Annotated in this window: 19 protein-coding genes; 11 read left to right on the top strand and 8 right to left on the bottom strand. The window is 37.4% G+C overall.

What is annotated here, in order from left to right:
* Nucleotides 1-8: 8 nt before the first annotated feature.
* Both JL102_RS01380 and JL102_RS01385 read right to left on the bottom strand, forming a co-directional pair.
* A complete protein-coding gene (locus JL102_RS01380) occupies nucleotides 9-914 on the bottom strand; it encodes a sterol desaturase family protein (RefSeq protein WP_202241887.1) in 906 nt (301 codons plus the stop codon).
* 76 nt (nucleotides 915-990) lie between these two features.
* Nucleotides 991-1,701, bottom strand: a complete 711-nt coding sequence (locus JL102_RS01385; protein ID WP_202241888.1) for a DUF6134 family protein — start codon at nucleotides 1,699-1,701, stop codon at nucleotides 991-993.
* A gap of 5 nt (nucleotides 1,702-1,706) precedes the next feature.
* On the opposite strand from JL102_RS01385, the gene JL102_RS01390 reads away from it, so the two are divergent.
* The 7 genes from JL102_RS01390 to JL102_RS01420 all read left to right on the top strand — a co-directional run bounded on the left by JL102_RS01390 (nucleotide 1,707) and on the right by JL102_RS01420 (nucleotide 7,545).
* Entirely contained in the window at nucleotides 1,707-2,252 is a 546-nt protein-coding gene (locus JL102_RS01390; protein WP_202241889.1) for an RNA polymerase sigma factor, read from the top strand.
* 2 nt (nucleotides 2,253-2,254) lie between these two features.
* Nucleotides 2,255-2,785 (top strand): hypothetical protein, encoded by a 531-nt coding sequence (locus JL102_RS01395; RefSeq protein WP_202241890.1) that lies wholly within the window; start codon nucleotides 2,255-2,257, stop codon nucleotides 2,783-2,785.
* 4 nt (nucleotides 2,786-2,789) lie between these two features.
* Nucleotides 2,790-3,905, top strand: a complete 1,116-nt coding sequence (locus JL102_RS01400; RefSeq protein WP_202241891.1) for a DUF4097 family beta strand repeat-containing protein — start codon at nucleotides 2,790-2,792, stop codon at nucleotides 3,903-3,905.
* 68 nt (nucleotides 3,906-3,973) lie between these two features.
* Complete coding sequence (locus tag JL102_RS01405) at nucleotides 3,974-5,275, top strand: amidohydrolase (RefSeq protein WP_202241892.1); 1,302 nt, start codon at nucleotides 3,974-3,976, stop codon at nucleotides 5,273-5,275.
* On the top strand, nucleotides 5,276-6,163 hold the full coding sequence (locus JL102_RS01410; RefSeq protein ID WP_202241893.1) for a 1-aminocyclopropane-1-carboxylate deaminase/D-cysteine desulfhydrase: 888 nt from the start codon (nucleotides 5,276-5,278) through the stop codon (nucleotides 6,161-6,163).
* A gap of 39 nt (nucleotides 6,164-6,202) precedes the next feature.
* Nucleotides 6,203-7,084: a hypothetical protein gene (locus tag JL102_RS01415; RefSeq protein WP_202241894.1), complete on the top strand. Its 882-nt coding sequence runs from the start codon at nucleotides 6,203-6,205 to the stop codon at nucleotides 7,082-7,084.
* A gap of 8 nt (nucleotides 7,085-7,092) precedes the next feature.
* Complete coding sequence (locus JL102_RS01420; RefSeq protein WP_202241895.1) at nucleotides 7,093-7,545, top strand: T9SS type A sorting domain-containing protein; 453 nt, start codon at nucleotides 7,093-7,095, stop codon at nucleotides 7,543-7,545.
* A gap of 20 nt (nucleotides 7,546-7,565) precedes the next feature.
* Here the strand turns inward: JL102_RS01420 and JL102_RS01425 are convergent, their stop codons facing one another.
* The 5 genes from JL102_RS01425 to JL102_RS01445 all read right to left on the bottom strand — a co-directional run bounded on the left by JL102_RS01425 (nucleotide 7,566) and on the right by JL102_RS01445 (nucleotide 13,168).
* Entirely contained in the window at nucleotides 7,566-8,171 is a 606-nt protein-coding gene (locus tag JL102_RS01425; RefSeq protein WP_202241896.1) for a DUF2179 domain-containing protein, read from the bottom strand.
* 8 nt (nucleotides 8,172-8,179) lie between these two features.
* Nucleotides 8,180-9,559, bottom strand: a complete 1,380-nt coding sequence (gene radA, locus JL102_RS01430) for a DNA repair protein RadA (RefSeq protein WP_202241897.1) — start codon at nucleotides 9,557-9,559, stop codon at nucleotides 8,180-8,182.
* A gap of 180 nt (nucleotides 9,560-9,739) precedes the next feature.
* Complete coding sequence (locus JL102_RS01435) at nucleotides 9,740-10,276, bottom strand: hypothetical protein (RefSeq protein WP_202241898.1); 537 nt, start codon at nucleotides 10,274-10,276, stop codon at nucleotides 9,740-9,742.
* 3 nt (nucleotides 10,277-10,279) lie between these two features.
* The gene (locus JL102_RS01440) at nucleotides 10,280-12,715 is read right to left on the bottom strand and encodes a bifunctional UDP-N-acetylmuramoyl-tripeptide:D-alanyl-D-alanine ligase/alanine racemase (RefSeq protein ID WP_202241899.1); all 2,436 of its coding nucleotides are present in this window, start codon (nucleotides 12,713-12,715) and stop codon (nucleotides 10,280-10,282) included.
* A gap of 114 nt (nucleotides 12,716-12,829) precedes the next feature.
* Nucleotides 12,830-13,168: a tRNA-binding protein gene (locus tag JL102_RS01445; RefSeq protein ID WP_202241900.1), complete on the bottom strand. Its 339-nt coding sequence runs from the start codon at nucleotides 13,166-13,168 to the stop codon at nucleotides 12,830-12,832.
* A gap of 133 nt (nucleotides 13,169-13,301) precedes the next feature.
* Between JL102_RS01445 and JL102_RS01450 the strand changes: the two genes are divergently transcribed.
* Nucleotides 13,302-13,706 (top strand): hypothetical protein, encoded by a 405-nt coding sequence (locus tag JL102_RS01450; RefSeq protein WP_202241901.1) that lies wholly within the window; start codon nucleotides 13,302-13,304, stop codon nucleotides 13,704-13,706.
* 7 nt (nucleotides 13,707-13,713) lie between these two features.
* Here the strand turns inward: JL102_RS01450 and JL102_RS01455 are convergent, their stop codons facing one another.
* Nucleotides 13,714-14,520: a 5'-nucleotidase, lipoprotein e(P4) family gene (locus JL102_RS01455; protein WP_202241902.1), complete on the bottom strand. Its 807-nt coding sequence runs from the start codon at nucleotides 14,518-14,520 to the stop codon at nucleotides 13,714-13,716.
* A gap of 137 nt (nucleotides 14,521-14,657) precedes the next feature.
* On the opposite strand from JL102_RS01455, the gene JL102_RS01460 reads away from it, so the two are divergent.
* The 3 genes from JL102_RS01460 (at nucleotide 14,658) to JL102_RS01470 (ending at nucleotide 18,625) form a co-directional block, all read left to right on the top strand.
* Nucleotides 14,658-17,084 (top strand): TonB-dependent receptor, encoded by a 2,427-nt coding sequence (locus JL102_RS01460; protein ID WP_202241903.1) that lies wholly within the window; start codon nucleotides 14,658-14,660, stop codon nucleotides 17,082-17,084.
* 122 nt (nucleotides 17,085-17,206) lie between these two features.
* Nucleotides 17,207-17,806, top strand: coding sequence for a hypothetical protein (locus tag JL102_RS01465; protein WP_202241904.1), 600 nt, complete (start codon nucleotides 17,207-17,209; stop codon nucleotides 17,804-17,806).
* Nucleotides 17,807-17,998: 192 nt separating this feature from the next.
* Nucleotides 17,999-18,625 carry a peroxiredoxin gene (locus tag JL102_RS01470; protein WP_202241905.1) on the top strand — a complete coding sequence of 209 codons (627 nt, stop codon included), beginning with the start codon at nucleotides 17,999-18,001 and terminating at the stop codon, nucleotides 18,623-18,625.
* Nucleotides 18,626-18,697 lie beyond the last annotated feature (72 nt).

Below are 18,697 nucleotides of genomic sequence, written 5' to 3' on the forward strand. Positions count from 1 at the left end.
GCTAACTCTTAAGCCGCCTTTTTCTTTTGCTCAGCTGCTTCCATAGCTGCTTTCTTTTCTGCCGCTATTTGTGCTGGGCTACCAAACATCATGTGATAAGCTTCTTTCAGAGATTTACTATTCTTTACATCTATGTAAATGTCACGCCACTCGTGAAAATTCAATGTAATAGGGTTATAAGTGTTCACAGGCTCAGTCAGTCCATATTTAGGTCTTTCCTCTTCTGGTTGGAATGTGCCGAATATTCTGTCCCAAATAATGAGTGTGGAGCCATAGTTTTTGTCCAGGTATTTAGCATCACTAGAATGGTGCACTCTATGGTGTGAAGGAGTAGTGAAAATATACTCTATCGGACGAGGCAACTTATGAATATATTCGGTGTGAATCCAGAACTGATATAAAACTTCTATTTGGTGGCAAATAAAGAATACTACTGGGTGAAAGCCAGTAAGAGCCACCGGAATAAAGAATATAACTTTAATATGCTGTGTCCAGCTCAGGCGAAATGCCACAGACCAATTATATTTCTCTGAATTGTGGTGCGTAACATGGGTAGCCCACCAGAATCTGTTTTCATGCCCCACTCTGTGAGCCCAGTATCTCCAAAAGTCAATCCAAATGATACATAATATGTAAGACCACCATGTGGCAGGAATTGACCAGGGAACCAGATTGTAGAAGAATAAAATAACACCAAAGGTTAATATCTTTAACCCTGCACTCATAGCCACATTTACCAGACCTATTACAGCAGCGGATATAGTATCTTTAGAGTCATAATAGTCCTTTTTCTGCTTGTAACTTATTATCCATTCTATTGCCACTAATGACAGCATTACAGGTGCCGCATACAAAATGATATTTGGCAGATCCATGGATAAAATTTGATCAACAGTGAATTTTTCTTTTTCCATATACGATAGGTTAAAGTAAATTGAAGCGCTAAGTTACCGGATATAACATTTCAAATTAAGAAATTAGGGCCATTATTTAATTGATTTTGATCATTTTTATTGTTGCGATACCCATATGTGCTGTCACATGAACGCATTCTCCATTTTCAAAATAATAAAGAGTGGTATCCTTATCCGGTTTTGTTAACTCATAAGTATGATCTTCTATTTTTTTTATTGGACAAAAAGAGCCATGGTTTTCAGAGAAGATTTCGTTTAGCTTAGGTTCATTAAAATATAGGGCAGCTATGCTTTCTGTTATTCTTTTTTTTACAACTTGGTCTTCTTCGTCTTTTTGTTTTATCAGATATTCTGAGCCATTGAAGTGAACCGAGGTTTCACCTTTTACTTTTTGATTAAGTATGTTTTTGCAGTAAGAATTGCTTAAGCGATTATTCTCATATTGTGATTTATAAGAAGAGTTGACTTCAAAACTGAGTATCATACTTATTTTTGATTTACTCTCAATGGAGTAATTGGTAATAGGGCCTTGTACTTTTTTCTTTGCTATCATATAGCCCACAGAGTCTCCCTTCCATTCTACCCTATATATGTGTTCCTGTGCATATGAGCTTATTCCGATTGAAATAAGACCACATAACACTATAAATGTCCTTTTATTGATTTTAAATAAGGTTTTTGAGAGCTTTCGTATAACCATGTAAGAAACAACGACCGTTAAATTAAAATGTTTTATATACGGTTGGAAACCTATTAGTGGGACTGTTGTCCTTACAATAACTAACACCTAAAGTGGAGGCAGAACACCAAACAATACATATTTACCTAATAAAACGGTGCCAAAAAGGAGATAGGCAGGCCCAAACTGAGCTGTACAAGTTATATGTTGCGGCTATGTATAACATTTGTCGCCGAATGATGGGAGAAGAAGAAGAGGCTAAGGATGTACTGCAGGATGCATTCATTACTGCGTTTTCTTCTATTCATACGCTTAAAAAGGAAGTCACTTTTGGTGCATGGTTAAAAAGAATAGTCATTAATCATTGCTTAAACGCTCTTAAGAAAAGAAAACTATTAGTTTCTGAGTTGAATGATGATGTAGAGGTTGCCGAGTACCATGAGGAAGAGAATGAATATTGTGCTTTAGAGAGTCATAAAATACTACAGGCTATAGATCATATTTCTGAAGGGTGTCGTACCGTAATGAATCTTTATCTTTTTGAAGGATACGATCACAAAGAGATAGGGCAAATACTAGGAATTACTGAATCAGCCTCCAAGGCTCAGTACAGTAAGGCTAAAAGTAAAGTGAGGAAAATATTGAATCTAAATACCTGAACATGAAAGATCAATTAAAAAACACTGTCCATAATCGCAGGAAGGAGTTTGATGTTTATCAGGCAGATTATGATGCGCTATGGAACAATATAGACAAAGCAATTACTAAAAAAAGTAGGTTGCACCTATGGTATAGCATGGCAAAAGTAGCCGCTGCGCTACTTCTTCTATGCGTGGCAGGGCTAGCTACACTTAAGGTGGTGGGAGTAGACCATCAAAACGGCTATGCTTTGCATGATGTATCACCAGAAATGGCAGAAACTGAGCTTTACTATTCTCAGCAGGTAGAAGAGAAGTTGAGATTTATTAAAGCGAACAATACTAATGTAGATCATGAAGTAATGCAGAATCTTTCAATGCTTGATAGTGCTTATGCAGAGCTTAAGAATGATCTTCGAGATAACGCTGATAGTGAGGAAGTAATAGATGCTATGATTACAAATTATCGCATCAAGCTGCAGATTCTGGAGCAAATTATAGGAGAGATTAGAAAACATAAAGGAGAAAATATTCATGAAAATGTTAATATTTAAATCTATGCTTTGCTTTTTAAGCTTAGCTCTAGGTGTGGTGAAGGCCGAGGAGAAGGAAGATACTAAATCAATCAGGTTAATTGAGAAATCTTTCAATGTAGAAGCAGGAGGTTTTCTGGAATTAATGAATAAGTACGGTCAGGTAGATGTGCATACCTGGAATAAAGATTCAGTAAAGGTAAAAGTAGAAATAGTGGGGTATGGCAAGGATGAAGATGATGCTGAAAAGCTTACGGACAGAGTAAATATAGATTTTAATAAAACGGGGCAATACCTTATTATTGAGACTATTCTTGATCGGAAATCAGGTTTCTTTAAGGAGCTTTGGAATAACATCAATGACTACTCAAAAACGCTTCTTAGTAAGAATAAAATTGAAATTAATTATGAAATTTATATGCCTCGCTCATTTAACCTGGAGCTAGACAATAAATTTGGAGATGTTTACCTACATGAGCTCTTTGGTAAATGTGAGGTTAGGGTGACTCATGGTAACCTCAGGGCTAATAAGTTCAATGGTACCACTAAGATAGATGTGGGATATGGCGATATCCGAATTAAAGAGCTGAGTGATGGACAGCTGATTTTAAAGTCAGTGGAAGGAGAAGTTTTGAAGATGGGCAAGGTGGATATTAATAGCGTTTCTTCTGACCTTAGAATTGTGGAGGCTAATGACATTACCCTGGAATCTAAAAGTGATAGAAAGCTAATTTTTGAAAAGCTAAATTATATTAAGGGTAATACCTCTTTTTCAGAGTTGGAAATAGAAAGTCTCAATAAATCTGCAGATATGGACATGAGTTATGGGTCGGTATCTTTTAAAAGTGTTCCTTTTAGCTTTAATAAAATAGATATTCGAAGTAAATACACTGATGTCTTCTTAGACTTTTTCCCTAACTCGTACCTTAAAGTAGATATTACTGCTAAGGATGAGAATTTAAGATTACCTTTTGAAAATGTAAAAACTAAGAAGGAGTATCTTGATGATAAGCAAAAAGAGGTGCGGGTGACGGGGAGAATAGGTGTAGAAACTAATTATCTGGGATATGTGAATATAGAAGCCAACGGAGGCGATATTTCCCTTTCATTATCTGGTGTTAAGCAATCAGCGAATAAGTAATAAAATGGGTGAAAATTTTTAGAAACGGTTCTAATATTTATCTTGAATAAATATTAATCTAAACCGAAATGAAAATTACCCTAACTATTCTTCTTGTATTATGCTTTTATTGCACTTTTTCACAATCATCACTAAATAAGACAGCCATAAGTAAAGCTCAGGACTTAGAGTCTCAGGTAATAGAATGGCGGAGATATTTCCATGAGCACCCTGAGCTTTCTAACCGGGAGTTTGAGACTTCCAAAAAAATAGCCAAGTACCTCACTTCACTGGGTATGAAGGTAGAAGAGGGAGTGGCTAAGACGGGCGTCGTAGGCCTTTTGAAGGGAGGAAAACCGGGGCCGGTAGTAGCCTTAAGAGCCGATATTGATGGCTTGCCAGTAACCGAACGTACTTCAGTGCCTTTTGCCTCTAAAGTTACTACTGAATATGAAGGAGTAAAAACAGGAGTAATGCATGCCTGTGGTCATGATACTCATATTGCTATTTTAATGGGCGTGGCTACGGTGCTATCTCAAATGAAGACAGATCTGCCGGGTACGGTGAAGTTTATATTTCAACCTGCTGAAGAGGGAGCGCCAGCTGGAGAAGAAGGCGGTGCTGACCTAATGATTAAAGAAGGGGTGCTTGCAAACCCTAAGCCTGATGTGATTTTTGGTCTGCATATAAGTGCCGGTACCCCTGTAGGCCAAATAAATTACAAGCCAGGTGGAGCTATGGCTGCTTCAGATCGATTTTCTATTAAGATAAAAGGAAAACAAACTCATGGTTCTTCTCCCTGGAATGGAGTGGATCCTGTAGTGGTATCAGCACAAATTATTAATGGCCTCCAAACGATTATTAGCAGGCAAACTATGCTTACCAAAGAGGCTGCTGTAATTACAGTGGGCAAAATCAATGGAGGGGTTCGCTTTAATATAGTGCCTGAAGAGGTAATGCTTACCGGAACCATTAGAACTTTAGATACTACCATGCAAAACATGATTCATAAAAAGGTGCAGCTTACAGCTACCAAAATAGCAGAGAGCGCTGGTGCCACAGCGGAGGTTACTATCCAGAAAATGGTTCCAGTTACTTATAATGAGCCTTCTTTAACAGACATGATGTTGCCATCATTAGAAAAGGCTGCAGGCCCAGGAAATGTAAAGTTGATCAATGCGGTGACGGGCGCAGAAGATTTTTCTTTTTTTCAGGAAAAAATACCCGGGCTGTACTTCTTTATAGGCGGTCAGCCCTTGAGTTCAGATGAACCTGAAGTAACTTTAGGCGGACATCATACACCCGATTTTTATATTGACGAAAGTGGATTAATCACTGGAATGAAAGCTATGCTTCATCTCACCATTGATTATATGCAGAAAAAGAAATAAATGCTTACAATACACCAAGAGCCTGAAATTCAAGAGATAAATAATGATTTTTTAGACCAAAAAAAGATTCAACTCTTTGTTAAGAGAGAAGACCTTATTCATCCTGATGTTTCTGGTAATAAGTGGAGAAAATTAAAGTATAACCTTATTCAAGCAAAAAGCGAGGGACATCATACTTTGCTCACTTTTGGCGGAGCTTATTCTAATCATATTTATGCTACTGCCGCCGCGGCTAAGGAAGTGGGTTTTAAATCTATAGGAATTATACGTGGGGAGGAGCATTTACCTTTAAATCATACTCTAAGTTTTGCGAAAGAACAGGGGATGCACATTTCTTATATGGATAGAAGTACCTACAGGTTAAAGAAAACGGCACCTATAATTCAGCAGCTTAGAGATAAATATGGAGATTTTTATTTGGTGCCTGAAGGAGGGACTAACAATCTGGCAATAAAAGGGTGTGAAGAAATTGTGGATGATGAGGTGCGTTCTTTTGATTATGTCTGTTCTGCTTCTGGTACAGGCGGCACCCTATCAGGAATTATTGTAGGCATGCAAGGGGCGGGTCAGGTGCTAGGGTTTTCAGCTCTCAAAGGAGATTTTTTGCAAAAAGAAGTAGGCGACCTTTTAAAGGGTTATGGCGTAGATTATCAAAACTGGAAAGTAAATACTGATTACCATTTTGGCGGCTATGCTAAGATTAACGCTGAGCTGATGTCATTTATACATAGATTTAGAGAAGAGCATAACCTGCCTTTAGACCCTGTGTATACTGGTAAAATGATGTTTGGGCTGTGGGCTCTAATAGGCATGGATTACTTCGAGCCAGGCAGTAAAATTCTGGCGATTCACACCGGAGGGCTTCAGGGCTTGAAAGGTTTTGAGTAATTAATAAAAGTAATAAATTCGCTTTTCAAATTTGAAATAATGAAAAAATCACTCTTCTTCTTGCTCATAATCTCTGTTTTTTCAGCAAATAGCCTTTGGGCTACTCACCTTAGTAGTGGGGAGATATCATATGAGTTGATAGATGAAAGTAATTTTACTTATAAAATCACTATAAAAGTCTATACAGATGCCAAATCTAAGGTGCTTGTTGGTGAAGGGGTGCTTGACTTTGGAGATGGTACTTCTATGATGGTACCTCTTGTAGACAGTTCTATAGAGGGGCCTAATGTCGGTTATGCAGAATATTCGGTTACTCACCAATATAATACTTTAGGTAATTATATTATGAGTTATGCAGAGGCTAATAGGAATGAGAGTGTTATTAATATAAAGAATTCAGTTAATATGTTTCTTTACTTAGAAACATTTATTGCTGTTAGGGAGAATATGCTTGTATCTGAGAAGTCTCCGGCCATACAAGCGCCTGCTCTTTTTTACGGACAATATAGGAAAGAACTGAATTTATCACTAGCCGCAAAAAGTGGACAGGATTTAAAGCTTAGGTATGAGCTGGTACCCTGCAAACAATTCCTTAATAAGGAAGTAGATGGATATTTTATTCCCCAAGGAGTTTCTGTAGATCATATAACCGGTTTGTTTACCTGGATGCCTACAGCCGATGATGCTATTGGTGAATATAATTTTGCTTTAAAAATAGCTCAGTTTGCATGGATAGAAGGAGAATATCAAATGGTTGGTTATATGGTGAGAGATTTTCAAATTATTTTGAAGGATGTGGATGGTGCAGTTAAGATCAATGCAGATGATGTTGAAAACCTCGATGCCAAGAGGTCTTTAGTATTAGAGCCAAAAAAAAGGAGTCTTTACACATTTATGCAACTAAAGATAAAGGAGATCTAACCTTTGAAGTGTATAGTGAATTAGAAAATATCAGCACTGAGCAGATAAGTGACGGCGTTTTGCTTGGCTTAGAAATGTCTGATCATCTTGCAAGAAATAATCCGTATATGGTGACTGTAAGAGCAATAAATAGATTGGAATCGGATTCTTTGGTTAATGACTTTAATTTCTTGGTGTATAGCCAGCCCACCGAGGAGCCAGATATTGAAATACCTAATATTTATGAATCCATTACCTCAAATGATGAAACTTATGAGGCGTTACATCCTTACCCAAACCCAGCGAAAGATAAAATATATTTAGATAAGGTATTCCTACCTAAAGAGGTGAAGGTTATAGATATGAAAGGAAATGTCTATTCTCGGACTGTAGTTGACCATATGATAGACATTTCTCATCTTCCGAAAGGGATATATGTTTTAAGGTTAGCAGATGAAAAATTTCAATTCATAAAGGAATAAACTTTTCATCTGCGAAATTATTATTTTCTTCTTATAGAGGTGAGCCATGAGCCTAGTCCTCTTCTGCTGGGCTTTTCTATAAGTAGGCCTGATTCACTGGCATTTTTAACTGATTCTACTGTATAAAAAGCTTTAGGAATGGACTTTTGCATATGATTTAAGAAATCAGGCAAATTGTCGCGGTTTTGCACAGTGAACAATAGTTTTTCTTCTCCTTCATGAGTTTCTGACGATACCATTGAGTATCTGATATTTTTATCATGAATATAGTCTAATATAGAAGAGAGATCAGCGGAGGTGATTATTCTTACTACTACCTTGCCCAGAGCCAGGCGCTCTTCTATAAGCATACCTACCAAAATACCGCAAGCAAACCCGGCAGGATAGGCTATGTATGAATATATATTATCGATGTGCTGAAAAATTTGACCAATGGCTAATAGCCATATAAGGGATTCAAAAAAGCCTAAAATGGTCGAGATCCACTTTTTACCACCCATTACAAATATAATTCTGATGGTATTAATAGATACGTCACAGATTCGGGCAAAGAAAATCATTAGGGGTAATACCACAATTCTGAAAGTTTCCGAGTCTACTCCTAAGCCATTAAAATAAGTTTCCATAAGTTGTATTATCCAAAAAGTTCACTAAAAATATCGTTTATCTTGCTGAAAGGTTTTACAGTAATCTTAAATTTTGACTGTTCGGCCCCTTTCATTCCAAATTTTGATATGTAAATTTCCTCAAAGCCTAATTTTTCTGCTTCTGCTATTCGGCTTTCAATTCTGTTTACAGCTCTTAACTCACCACCAAGTCCTACTTCAGCAGCAAAACATACTTTTTCAGGTATTGATATTTCTTCTAATGATGATACTACCGCACAGCAAACGGCCAGGTCCATGGCAGGATCTTCTACTTTTATACCTCCGGCCATATTTAAAAATACATCTTGCAAGCCTAGTCTAAAACCGCATCTTTTTTCTAATACCGCCAGCAGCATATTTAAACGGCGAGGTTCAAAACCTGTAGAGCTTCTCTGTGGGGTGCCATATGCTGCGGTACTAACTAATGCTTGTATTTCTATCATTAAAGGTCGGTTTCCTTCTATAGTGGCGCCAATAGTTACGCCACTCAGTTCACCATCTTTTTGTGATATTAAAATCTCTGATGGGTTACTCACCTCTCTTAATCCAGAGCCTAACATTTCATAAATACCTAGTTCAGAAGTAGAGCCAAACCTGTTTTTTGTAGTTCGCAATATCCTGTAGGAAAGGTGTCTGTCGCCTTCAAATTGCAGCACCGTATCCACCATATGTTCTAACACCTTAGGGCCAGCTATGGTGCCATCTTTAGTAATGTGACCTACCAGAAATAGTGGTGTATTGGTTTCCTTGGCAAATTTTATCAGCTCCGCAGTACACTGTTTTACCTGAGAAACGCTCCCTGCAGCAGATTCCACATGTGAAGAGTGAAGCGTTTGGATGGAGTCTAGAATCAGTACATCTGGTTTGAGTTCTTCCGCTTGTGAAAAAATGTCCTGAGTGTCTGTCTCTGCCAAGATAAAGCATTCATTGGCGCTAGATTCAATATTAGTGATCCTGTCGGCCCGCATTTTTATTTGCTGTTCACTTTCTTCTCCAGACACATAAAGCACTTTGCAGTTTACGGAAAGTGCTATTTGTAACATCAGGGTAGATTTACCGATACCTGGCTCGCCAGCTATGAGTACCACAGATCCGGCTACTATTCCCCCACCTAGCACACGGTTGAGCTCGCTATTTTTAGAGTTTATCCGCAGATCTTTCTCGTGGGTTATCTCTCCTACTCTTTTAGGAGTTGATTTTTGTTGTTTGCTTTTTGTTCTCCATTCATTTTTATCAGTAGAGGAGCTGCTTTTGGTTACTTCTTCCACAAAGCTGTTCCAGCTACCACATGAGGGACATTTGCCTAGCCACTTCGCAGACTCATACCCGCAATTCTGACAAAAAAATAAGGTTTTAGTTTTGGCCATCCACAAAGATAAAAAAGGTTGACCGGACTTTGGTTTAAATCATTCTTAACCTTGTGTCTCGTTTTGAAATAGCGGTATAGTTATATAAGGATAATAAATTAGATAGCATCAAGAGAATTCTAGGTACTATTTTTATGGTGGCATTAAGTGTAGGAAATGGTTAATAAGACATAAATAATTTCAATAAATACGGGTAAGTCTATAGTAATCAGAGACGGTGAGCCTAAAGGCTTCCCTTTCTTGTTTTGACACCAAGGTATCTTCATAGCCCGATGCCGTTTTTATTTGAAACTTAGCACCTTTTATCAAGTGCTGGTATATGTCGCTGATAAAGATAAGCATAGCACTTCTGTTAAAAGTATCGAGTGTTAAAGTGTCAGTCTGGTTGTTGTGATTCGCAATTACCTCCAGGTTTCCTTCTAAAGTTATATTGAGTGGTTCTATGAGTAGAGTGGCTTCATCTTGCAGATAATTAAATACTATAGCTAGGTTGAGAACAGGGTGTGACGCTTCTTTTAACCGATCTTCAAAACGGAAGATATTTAATTTCGCTGATTTATTTTCTTCCAGATCATAATATGATTGCCTTACGTTTTTGAAGAAAATTTCAGTATCATCACCTGTTTTAAAATCAAAGTCCGTGAGGTCTACCCCTTTGTCGCTGTCTATTTTACAGGAGGAGCATATTAAAGCCAATAAAATTATGATCCACTTCATATCTTACTCAGTATAATAGATTCTTTTTACTCTCTGACTCACATTAGACAATATCTCGTAGGGAATAGTGTTAATTTTCTCAGCCATTTCTGTAATGGTTACGTGTTCTCCAAAAACCTCCACTTCATCTCCTTCCCGTGCATCTATGTTGGTAATGTCCACCATAGTCATATCCATACAAACATTGCCTATTACAGGAGCTTTTTTTCCGTTGATCCACACTTCTCCATTCCCATTGCTAAAGCCTCGGTTAAAACCATCGGCATAGCCAATGGCTATAGTGGCTATTTTCATTTCTTGGTTGACTTTCCCTTTTCTGCTGTAGCCGATGGTCTCGCCGGGTTTTACTGTTTTTATTTGAGAAATCATGGTCTTTAATCTACTTATGGGCAAAAGGTGATGTTGTTGTAAGTTGTTGGTATCCAGGCCATATAATCCTATTCCCAGTCGTACCATGTCAAATTGTAAATCAGGAAAACGAATAATTCCTGGAGAGTTTAATAAATGGACGATGGGTGAATACTGAAGGCGTTCTTTGATAATATTAACCCAGTTTTTAAGTTTTTGTGCCTGTTGATATGAAAAATCTTTATGTTCTGCTCCGTCAGCTCCAGCTAGATGACTGAAAATGCTCTTTACCCTTAGGTTAGGGTGGTTTTTCAGAATATTTAATAATTCTTCAAGATCCTGCCCTTCAAAACCTAGCCTATGCATGCCAGTATCTAGTTTTAGGTGGATTTTAGCAGATCTTCCATCTAAGTAGCTAATGAAATGCTTAAGTATATTTAGGTTATAGATCTCAGGTTCCAGATCATATTTTATAATGTTTTCGAAGCTGTCTTCACTAGGGTTCATCACCATAATAGGCAGATAGATACCATTGGTTCTTAAAAACATGCCTTCGTCAGCATATGCCACCCCCAGATAATCTACCCTGTGAAACTGCATCAGATTAGCTATTTCTAAGCTACCGCTGCCATAGGCAAAGGCCTTTACCATTACCATTAGCTTGGTGTGCGACTTTAACTGAGATTTGTAAAAATTGAGGTTATGAGTAAGAGCATCAAGGTTAATCTGTAGCTGTGTACCATGAAGTCTTTCTTCCAGCGCACGTACCACTTTTTCAAAAGTGAAGCTACGGGCACCTTTTACCAAAATAAGCTCATTTTGTAACTGACTTAGGTCAAAATCATTTAAAAAGTCGGTCGTGTTTTTATAAAATGAGGATGGAATGTCAAAACAGTCTTTATTTTTGGTTAGCACAGGCCCTATTCCAATGAGGCGGTTGATATCAGCCGATTTAAATATGGTATTTATTTGTTGATATAGCCCTTTTTCTTCTAAATCACTTTGCTGTATATCAGATAGTATGACGGTTCTTTTAGGGTGTTGTGTCTGATGAGAAAGAAACTCAACTGCTATACGTAGGCCTGCCAGATCATTATTATAAGTGTCATCTATTAAGGAAGATCCATTAAGCGCTTTTTTCATTTCTAAGCGCATAGGTATTGTCTGAAGTTTATCAAGACCTTTTTGAATGATGCTGAAATCAAAACCCATTAAAGTGAGAAAAGCTACGCAATGCAGGCTGTTTTGCAGGGCAGCTTCTGAAGAAAATGGAAAATTGAGCACGTGATTATTCCCCTCATATGATATTTGCATGGAGGTAACGCCGAGTTTGCTTTCTTGACTTATAATGTGAATATCTGCTTGTTCCGAATACCCCCAGGTAAATCCTTTATCTTTTAAATGTTGATCTATGAGTTCATGATCTTTGCAATAAATTACCCGGCGAGTATTTTTAAAGAGTAAGGCCTTTTCTTTTACTTTTTCTTCAATAGAATAAAATCCTTGTGCATGTGCTGAGCCAATATTGGAGAAAATGCCTATTTCTGGCTGAATGATATGGGCTAGCTTTTGCATTTCTCCTGTGGTGCTTATCCCGGCTTCAAATATGCCCACTTCGTGGAGGTCGTTGATTTGCCAAACCGAAAGCGGTACCCCTATCTGTGAGTTATAGCTGTGGGGGCTTTTCACTACTTTTTTATACGGAGACAGCATTTGGTGCAGCCACTCTTTAATGATGGTTTTACCATTGCTACCAGTAATACCAACGCACAAAAGCTTATAGGTCTCACGATGATACTGTGCGATTGCCTGTAATGCTTCTATTACATTATCTACTTGAATGAAATTACTATTTGGATATGGAGTAACGTCCAAGTTTTTCTCAACTACAAATTGTCGGACTCCTTCGTTGTATAAATTAGAAATATAGTCATGTCCGTCATGTCTTTTCCCTGAAATAGCAAAAAATAAGGCTCCTCTGGCAAAGAATGACTTTCGGCTATCTGTTAATAAATAGCTTATTTCCGATGGCCCATTTTCAGATAAAATAATTCCCTTGGTGATAGAAGGTAGCTGCTGGAACGTAATCATATGATGTTCTCCAAATTTTCCCTAAAGCTATAGAATCATGAAGCTTTAACATATAAAACATAGCTCTTTTTGATACAGAGAATTTACGTCAATATTAGGGAAATAGTACATGAGTTATAAAAGTCGAGTACCATTAGGAATGGGCTTATCAGGTGTAGCGAGTATCACATGGCCATTCTCATCATGAAAGCCGGTAACAAGTACCTGAGATATTAAGGGGCCGATTTGTTTTTCAGGGAAGTTTACTACACAAATCACCTGTTTGTTTATGAGGGTTTCCGGATCATAATGATATGTGATTTGAGCGCTTGACTTTTTTATACCAATTTCATCTCCTAAATTGACTAATAACTTATAAGCAGGTTTCCTCGCCTCCGGAAATAACTCTGCCTTAATCACTGTTCCTACACAGATTTTGACCTTTTCGAATTCATCCCAATTAATTAGATCCATATTATTTTTTGTTTGAGGTATGGTCTAATATTAGCCGTATCATCTATGATTTGCAACATTTTCAAATATTATGCGTATATTTAACATCACTTTTATGCTTCTTATGAAACTAAAGTCGTTCAAAAACTTATTTATGCTTTCAGTATTTTGTGCTTTTGCATCTACTGCTTTAGCGCAGGAAAATACGTTTATGTTCGAAGATGGAGGATCTGGTTCTTCTGCCAGTGATCTAATGGATGCGGGAAATGAAAGATCATACACTTCTGGCGAAGGCAGATCGTATTCTACACACCACAAAGCACGTACCTCTTATACTGATGGAGATAAGGAAAGCAACAAGAAAAATCAGGATATAGAGTCTAAGAAAAAGGAATCTGATAAGGCCAATAGTACTAATAGTGTCAGCAAAGAAACTTCTGAAGATAAAGGTAGATCTTCATCAGATAATACATATGAAGATCCTAATTCTGTTATTTCTTTTAATTTCTTACACTACATAATTCAGAAATTTAAATTTTCAGAAATGGTAGAAGAATAGGTTTAACCTATTTTTTAAAAGCCTTTTTTCTCCTGATTATTTTTTCTTCATTGGAGATCCCGTAGTCATTACCATAAATACTACCTTCCCACTCTCCATACATAGGGTTAGGTAGAATTATGAAGTTATCAAGTAGTTCCTCTTTGTTTTTCAACAATATATTTTTGCCCATATCCTTACCACGGTCAGCATATAGCTGCGAATAATCAGTGAGGTTATCTCCTACAAATAGAATAATAGTATAGTCATTAGCTACATGCTGCCTCCTTTCGGTTTTGTCACTAGTGCCAGATTTCAAGAAAATGTGATTTTGATCTGCATTGGGGAGATCAAGCATAGTTAGGTTTTGTATAGTACTCTCTAACTCCGTTTGCTTACGATTAGAAATATAAAATACTTCTACTCCATTTTCTTTGGCATAGGTTAAGAACTCTTTGGCGCCAGGCAGTACTTCAGCTCTTACCTCATCAGTCCATTTTTTCCAGCTTTCTGATGCGTATGTTTTTCCTTCTTCTATAAGTTGAGCTTCATATGGGCTGTTATCTAATACAGTCTCATCAATATCTAATACCACTGCCGGAGGTTTTTGAAACTCCATAGTGTCTAATTTGTTGCTTAGTAAATATTCAGCATATTGGTAGGCTTGTAGATAGCTGGCTGTCATTTCAGCGGATCTTTGATACCATAATACGCTGTTGGTTAAGTGTTCCGAAAGTTGCTTTTCTGCGGTGGATATTTTAGGAGCACAATTAATGGATAGAATTGAGGCAAATATAATTGCTATGTAAATAAGGAGAGGGTGTTTTTTGCTCATAACTCAGAACTTAATATTTTCTTCTGCAATACTAAAGTCCATGGTGGTCTTTTTGTTGTGAATGGTGAAATAAATTTTAAAATACTACCCCTTTCTTAAAATGTGTATGCAACTTTGTTGCAATTAATGAATGAAATATGAAAAAGTTAGGCTTAATCTTTATTTTCTCTCTTCTTTTTAGTGTGGTATATAGTCAAAAAAAGGATTGCTCCTTAGATTGTAGTTGTTCTTTTGATGGTGTTATTACTGATGCTCAAACGGGAGAACCGCTAGCTTATGCCTCGGTGCAGGTAAAGGGTACAGAAAAAGGAGCACTTACCAATGAGAAGGGGTATTTCATCCTTGAGAAATTGTGCTCACAAGAATTTGATATTTTGGTTTCATATGTGGGTTATAAGAGTGTGGTTCATCATCATGACCTCTTTCATAAACACATGAATGTGCAGCTGGCTGAAGATGATATGATACTGGAAAGTGTGGTGGTGGAAGGAGATAAGCAACAATCTGGACTATCTACTGCGGCGGAAAATAAGATTTCTAAACAAGAGCTTGATTTGGTTAAGAATGAAAGTCTGGGAGATGTACTCACTAATATTACAGGAGTTTCAACTATGAAAACAGGAGCGAACATTGTGAAACCTGTGATTCATGGATTGTACGGAAATCGCATTTTAATAATTAATAATGGCATTAGGCATGAAGGACAAACCTGGGGAAGTGATCATGCACCTGAGATAGATGTAAGCCAGGCTGACAATGTTACCGTAGTGAAAGGAGCTTCTGCAGTAAAGTATGGTCCTGATGCTATGGGGGGAGTAGTTATTTTGAATCCTCCTAAAATGGAATTACTTACAGGACATTTGCATGGAGAAGCGGGAGTGGAAGCAGGTAGTAACGGAAGGTCTTTAAATGGAAATTTGTTATTGCAAGAAGGCTATAAAAAGTGGGCCTGGATGGCTCAGCTGTCTGGTAGGCAGCAGGGAGATATGAAGACTCCCGATTATTATCTAACCAACACGGGAGCGCGTGAACTTAGCTATATGGCTGGTACACGCTACCATCATAAAAATATCGATCTACAATTAAGCTATAGTCATATAGGGCAAGAGTTGGGTGTGCTGAGAGGTTCCGTGGTCGGCAGCCTGGAAGATTTGGCTTTGGCTATGCAGAGTGAGAAGCCAGCTTACACTAATTCTGATTTTAGTTATGATATTAATAATCCTCGGCAGGAGGTGCAGCATGATGTGGTTACTGCCAAGGGAGAGTACAATTTTTCTAACAGTATGCTAAAGTTTGAATACGGCTTTCAAGCTAACAGAAGAAAGGAATTTGATGTTAGGCGATCTAATAATAATGAATTACCATCCATAGATCTTGAGCTTTTTACTCATACTTTAGATTTGGAGTGGCTTCACCCGGAAATTAATGGCTGGGATGGTAGTATTGGCGGTCAGTGGTTGTATCAGGATAATAATAATGTACCCGGTACTAATACAGTGCAGTTTGTGCCTAATTACAATAACAGTAGATTTGGTTTATACATCACCGAATCAAAGCCGCTGGATCATTTTACCCTTGAGGTAGGTGTTAGGTATGATTATCAACAGGCCAATGTACGTGGTCGTGAAAATGATAATGGCATTTACAGACAAGATCTGACTTATAACAGTGTTACAGGCCTTATTGGTATAAGCAAGGAGTTAGGGCAGTACGGACATTTTAGAACGAGTATAGGATCAGCCTGGAGACCTCCAAACGTAGCGGAGCTGTATAGTTATGGTAAGCATGAAAATGAGGTTGAATATGGTTTTTGGCGTTGGGAGATTAAGAGTGCAGGGGCAGTAGGTAGTAGCAGAGATGTGGCCGATCAGGATAGCAAACCTATTGATAACGAAACCTCTTTTAAATGGCTGGCTACTTATAATTATAAAACTTCAAAGCATGATTTAGAAATAACGCCTTATGTTAATTACATGGGCAATTATATTTATACACGTCCTGGTGGTATAGTTTCTACTGTAAGAGGGCCTTTCCCCTATTTTCTTTATGATCAGACTAATGCCCTGTTTTATGGCCTTGATGCCAGTTATATCCATCATCATAATAAAACATTTTCTTCCCAGGTAAGAGGATCGTATTTGTATGTAAAAGATGTTAGCAGCGACGCCTATTTTGTAGGCATTACTTCAAATAAGGTGGGGTATAAATTGAATTTTGAAAAATCTATTCTTGGTTTTGATAATGTAAATGCAAGTATTGAAGGGAATTATATTTTTAAGCAATACAATGCTCCGAAAGTGATAAGTCCTACTGAGATTATTGAGGGCGAAGAGGCTGGGACACCAGTTATAGAAAATAGTAATGATCGATTTGATTTTGCGCCTGCACCTGATGGCTACTTTTTGTTAGATGCTCAAGTAAATGTAACTATGGGTAAGTTAATCCTTGGTCTTAGAGGTAAGAATCTGCTTAATACTAGCTATCGAGATTATACTAATAGCATGCGATATTATGCTGATGAACCGGGCTTGAATGTGCTTTTTTCTGCTAAGTATAAATTTTAATTGACCTCTTATATAGGCATCTTAAACTTTTTTTCAACCTTTTACATAAAACAGATGCAATATTGTTGCAATTGCTATATCTTTGCATTAAGATTTTTATAAAAACTAAAATGCAGCAACACATGAAAGTTTTACGAATTACAATTCCTGTTTTATTATTATTTACGGTGCTTTTCACTTCGTGTAGTGATGATGATGTACCTGAAGCAGAAAACGAGGAAGAAGTGATCAATCAGATTACACTTACCTTCACCCCGTCTGAAGGTACAGAGGTAGTAACAGCGACTTACTATGATCCTGATGGTGAAGGAACTGAAAAACCTACTCAAGACGATATAGTACTAAAAGCCAATACTGAGTATACCTTAACTATGTCTTTAAAAAATACTGTAGGTGACGAGAATGAAGATATCACAGAAGAAATTAAAGAAGAAAGCGATGCACACATGTTCTTCTTTGGGTTTACAGAAGGCCTTTTTTCTGATCCTCAGGGCACCGGTAATATAGGAGCAGGTAATAGAGATGATAAGGATATTAACTATGAAGACAAGGATGTGAATTCACTGCCTTTAGGTTTAACCACAACCTGGACTACTGCTGAGGCTAAATCAGGAAATTTCCGAATTATACTAAAGCATCAGCCTAATTTAAAGTCTGAGTCTACTACTACCGAAGACGGACAGTCTGATGTTGATCTTAACTGGAAAATTGAAATCAAGTAATTTAAAATAAACGATTTAGGTTTAATCGCTAAAAACAGGCTTCCTTTTCTAATGAAAAGGGGCCTGTTTTTTATTTTTATATAGATTATTTAAAAAAAGCCAACTATCAAAAGTATGATACGTTAAACAGTAATACCCTTAAATTATATAAGGGAGAAAAGATTTTGAAACTTAAATCAAAAATTTAAAATCATGGCAGATTTAAAATTGGGCGACATAGCCCCTGATTTTACCGCTGAAACTACTGAAGGTACGGTTAGCTATCACGAATGGTTAGGAGACTCATGGGGAATATTATTTTCTCACCCTGCAGACTTTACGCCAGTGTGTACTACTGAGCTAGGTACTGCTGCTAAATATAAGCCTGAGTTTGATAAAAGAAACGTTAAAATGATGGCTATTAGTGTGGATGATATCGATTCTCATCATGAGTGGGTGAAAGATATTAACGAAACACAAAACTGTGTAATGAACTTTCCTATCATAGCTGATCCTAATAAGGAAATAGCTGATCTTTATGGAATGATTCACCCGAAGGCATCAGGTACGGCTACGGTAAGATCTGTATATATTGTGGGACCAGACAAGACGCTTAAACTGTTGCTAACTTATCCTGCCTCTACAGGTAGAAACTTTGACGAGTTATTAAGAGTGATAGACAGCTTGCAGCTTACAGCTAATCAGCAGCTGGCTACTCCGGCAAACTGGAATCATGGTGATAAGGTAGTTATTTCACCTTCAGTCTCTGATGAAGACGCAGATAAAAGATTCCCAGGTTACGAAAAAGTGAAACCTTACTTAAGACTAACCAAGGTTTAATTTAATTGAATCGATAAAGAAAAGGCTGCTTTACGAGGTGTAAGGCAGCCTTTTTGGTTTTAAAACAACTAG

The organism is Fulvivirga sediminis (assembly GCF_016757215.1).
GTDB lineage: Bacteria > Bacteroidota > Bacteroidia > Cytophagales > Cyclobacteriaceae > Fulvivirga > Fulvivirga sediminis.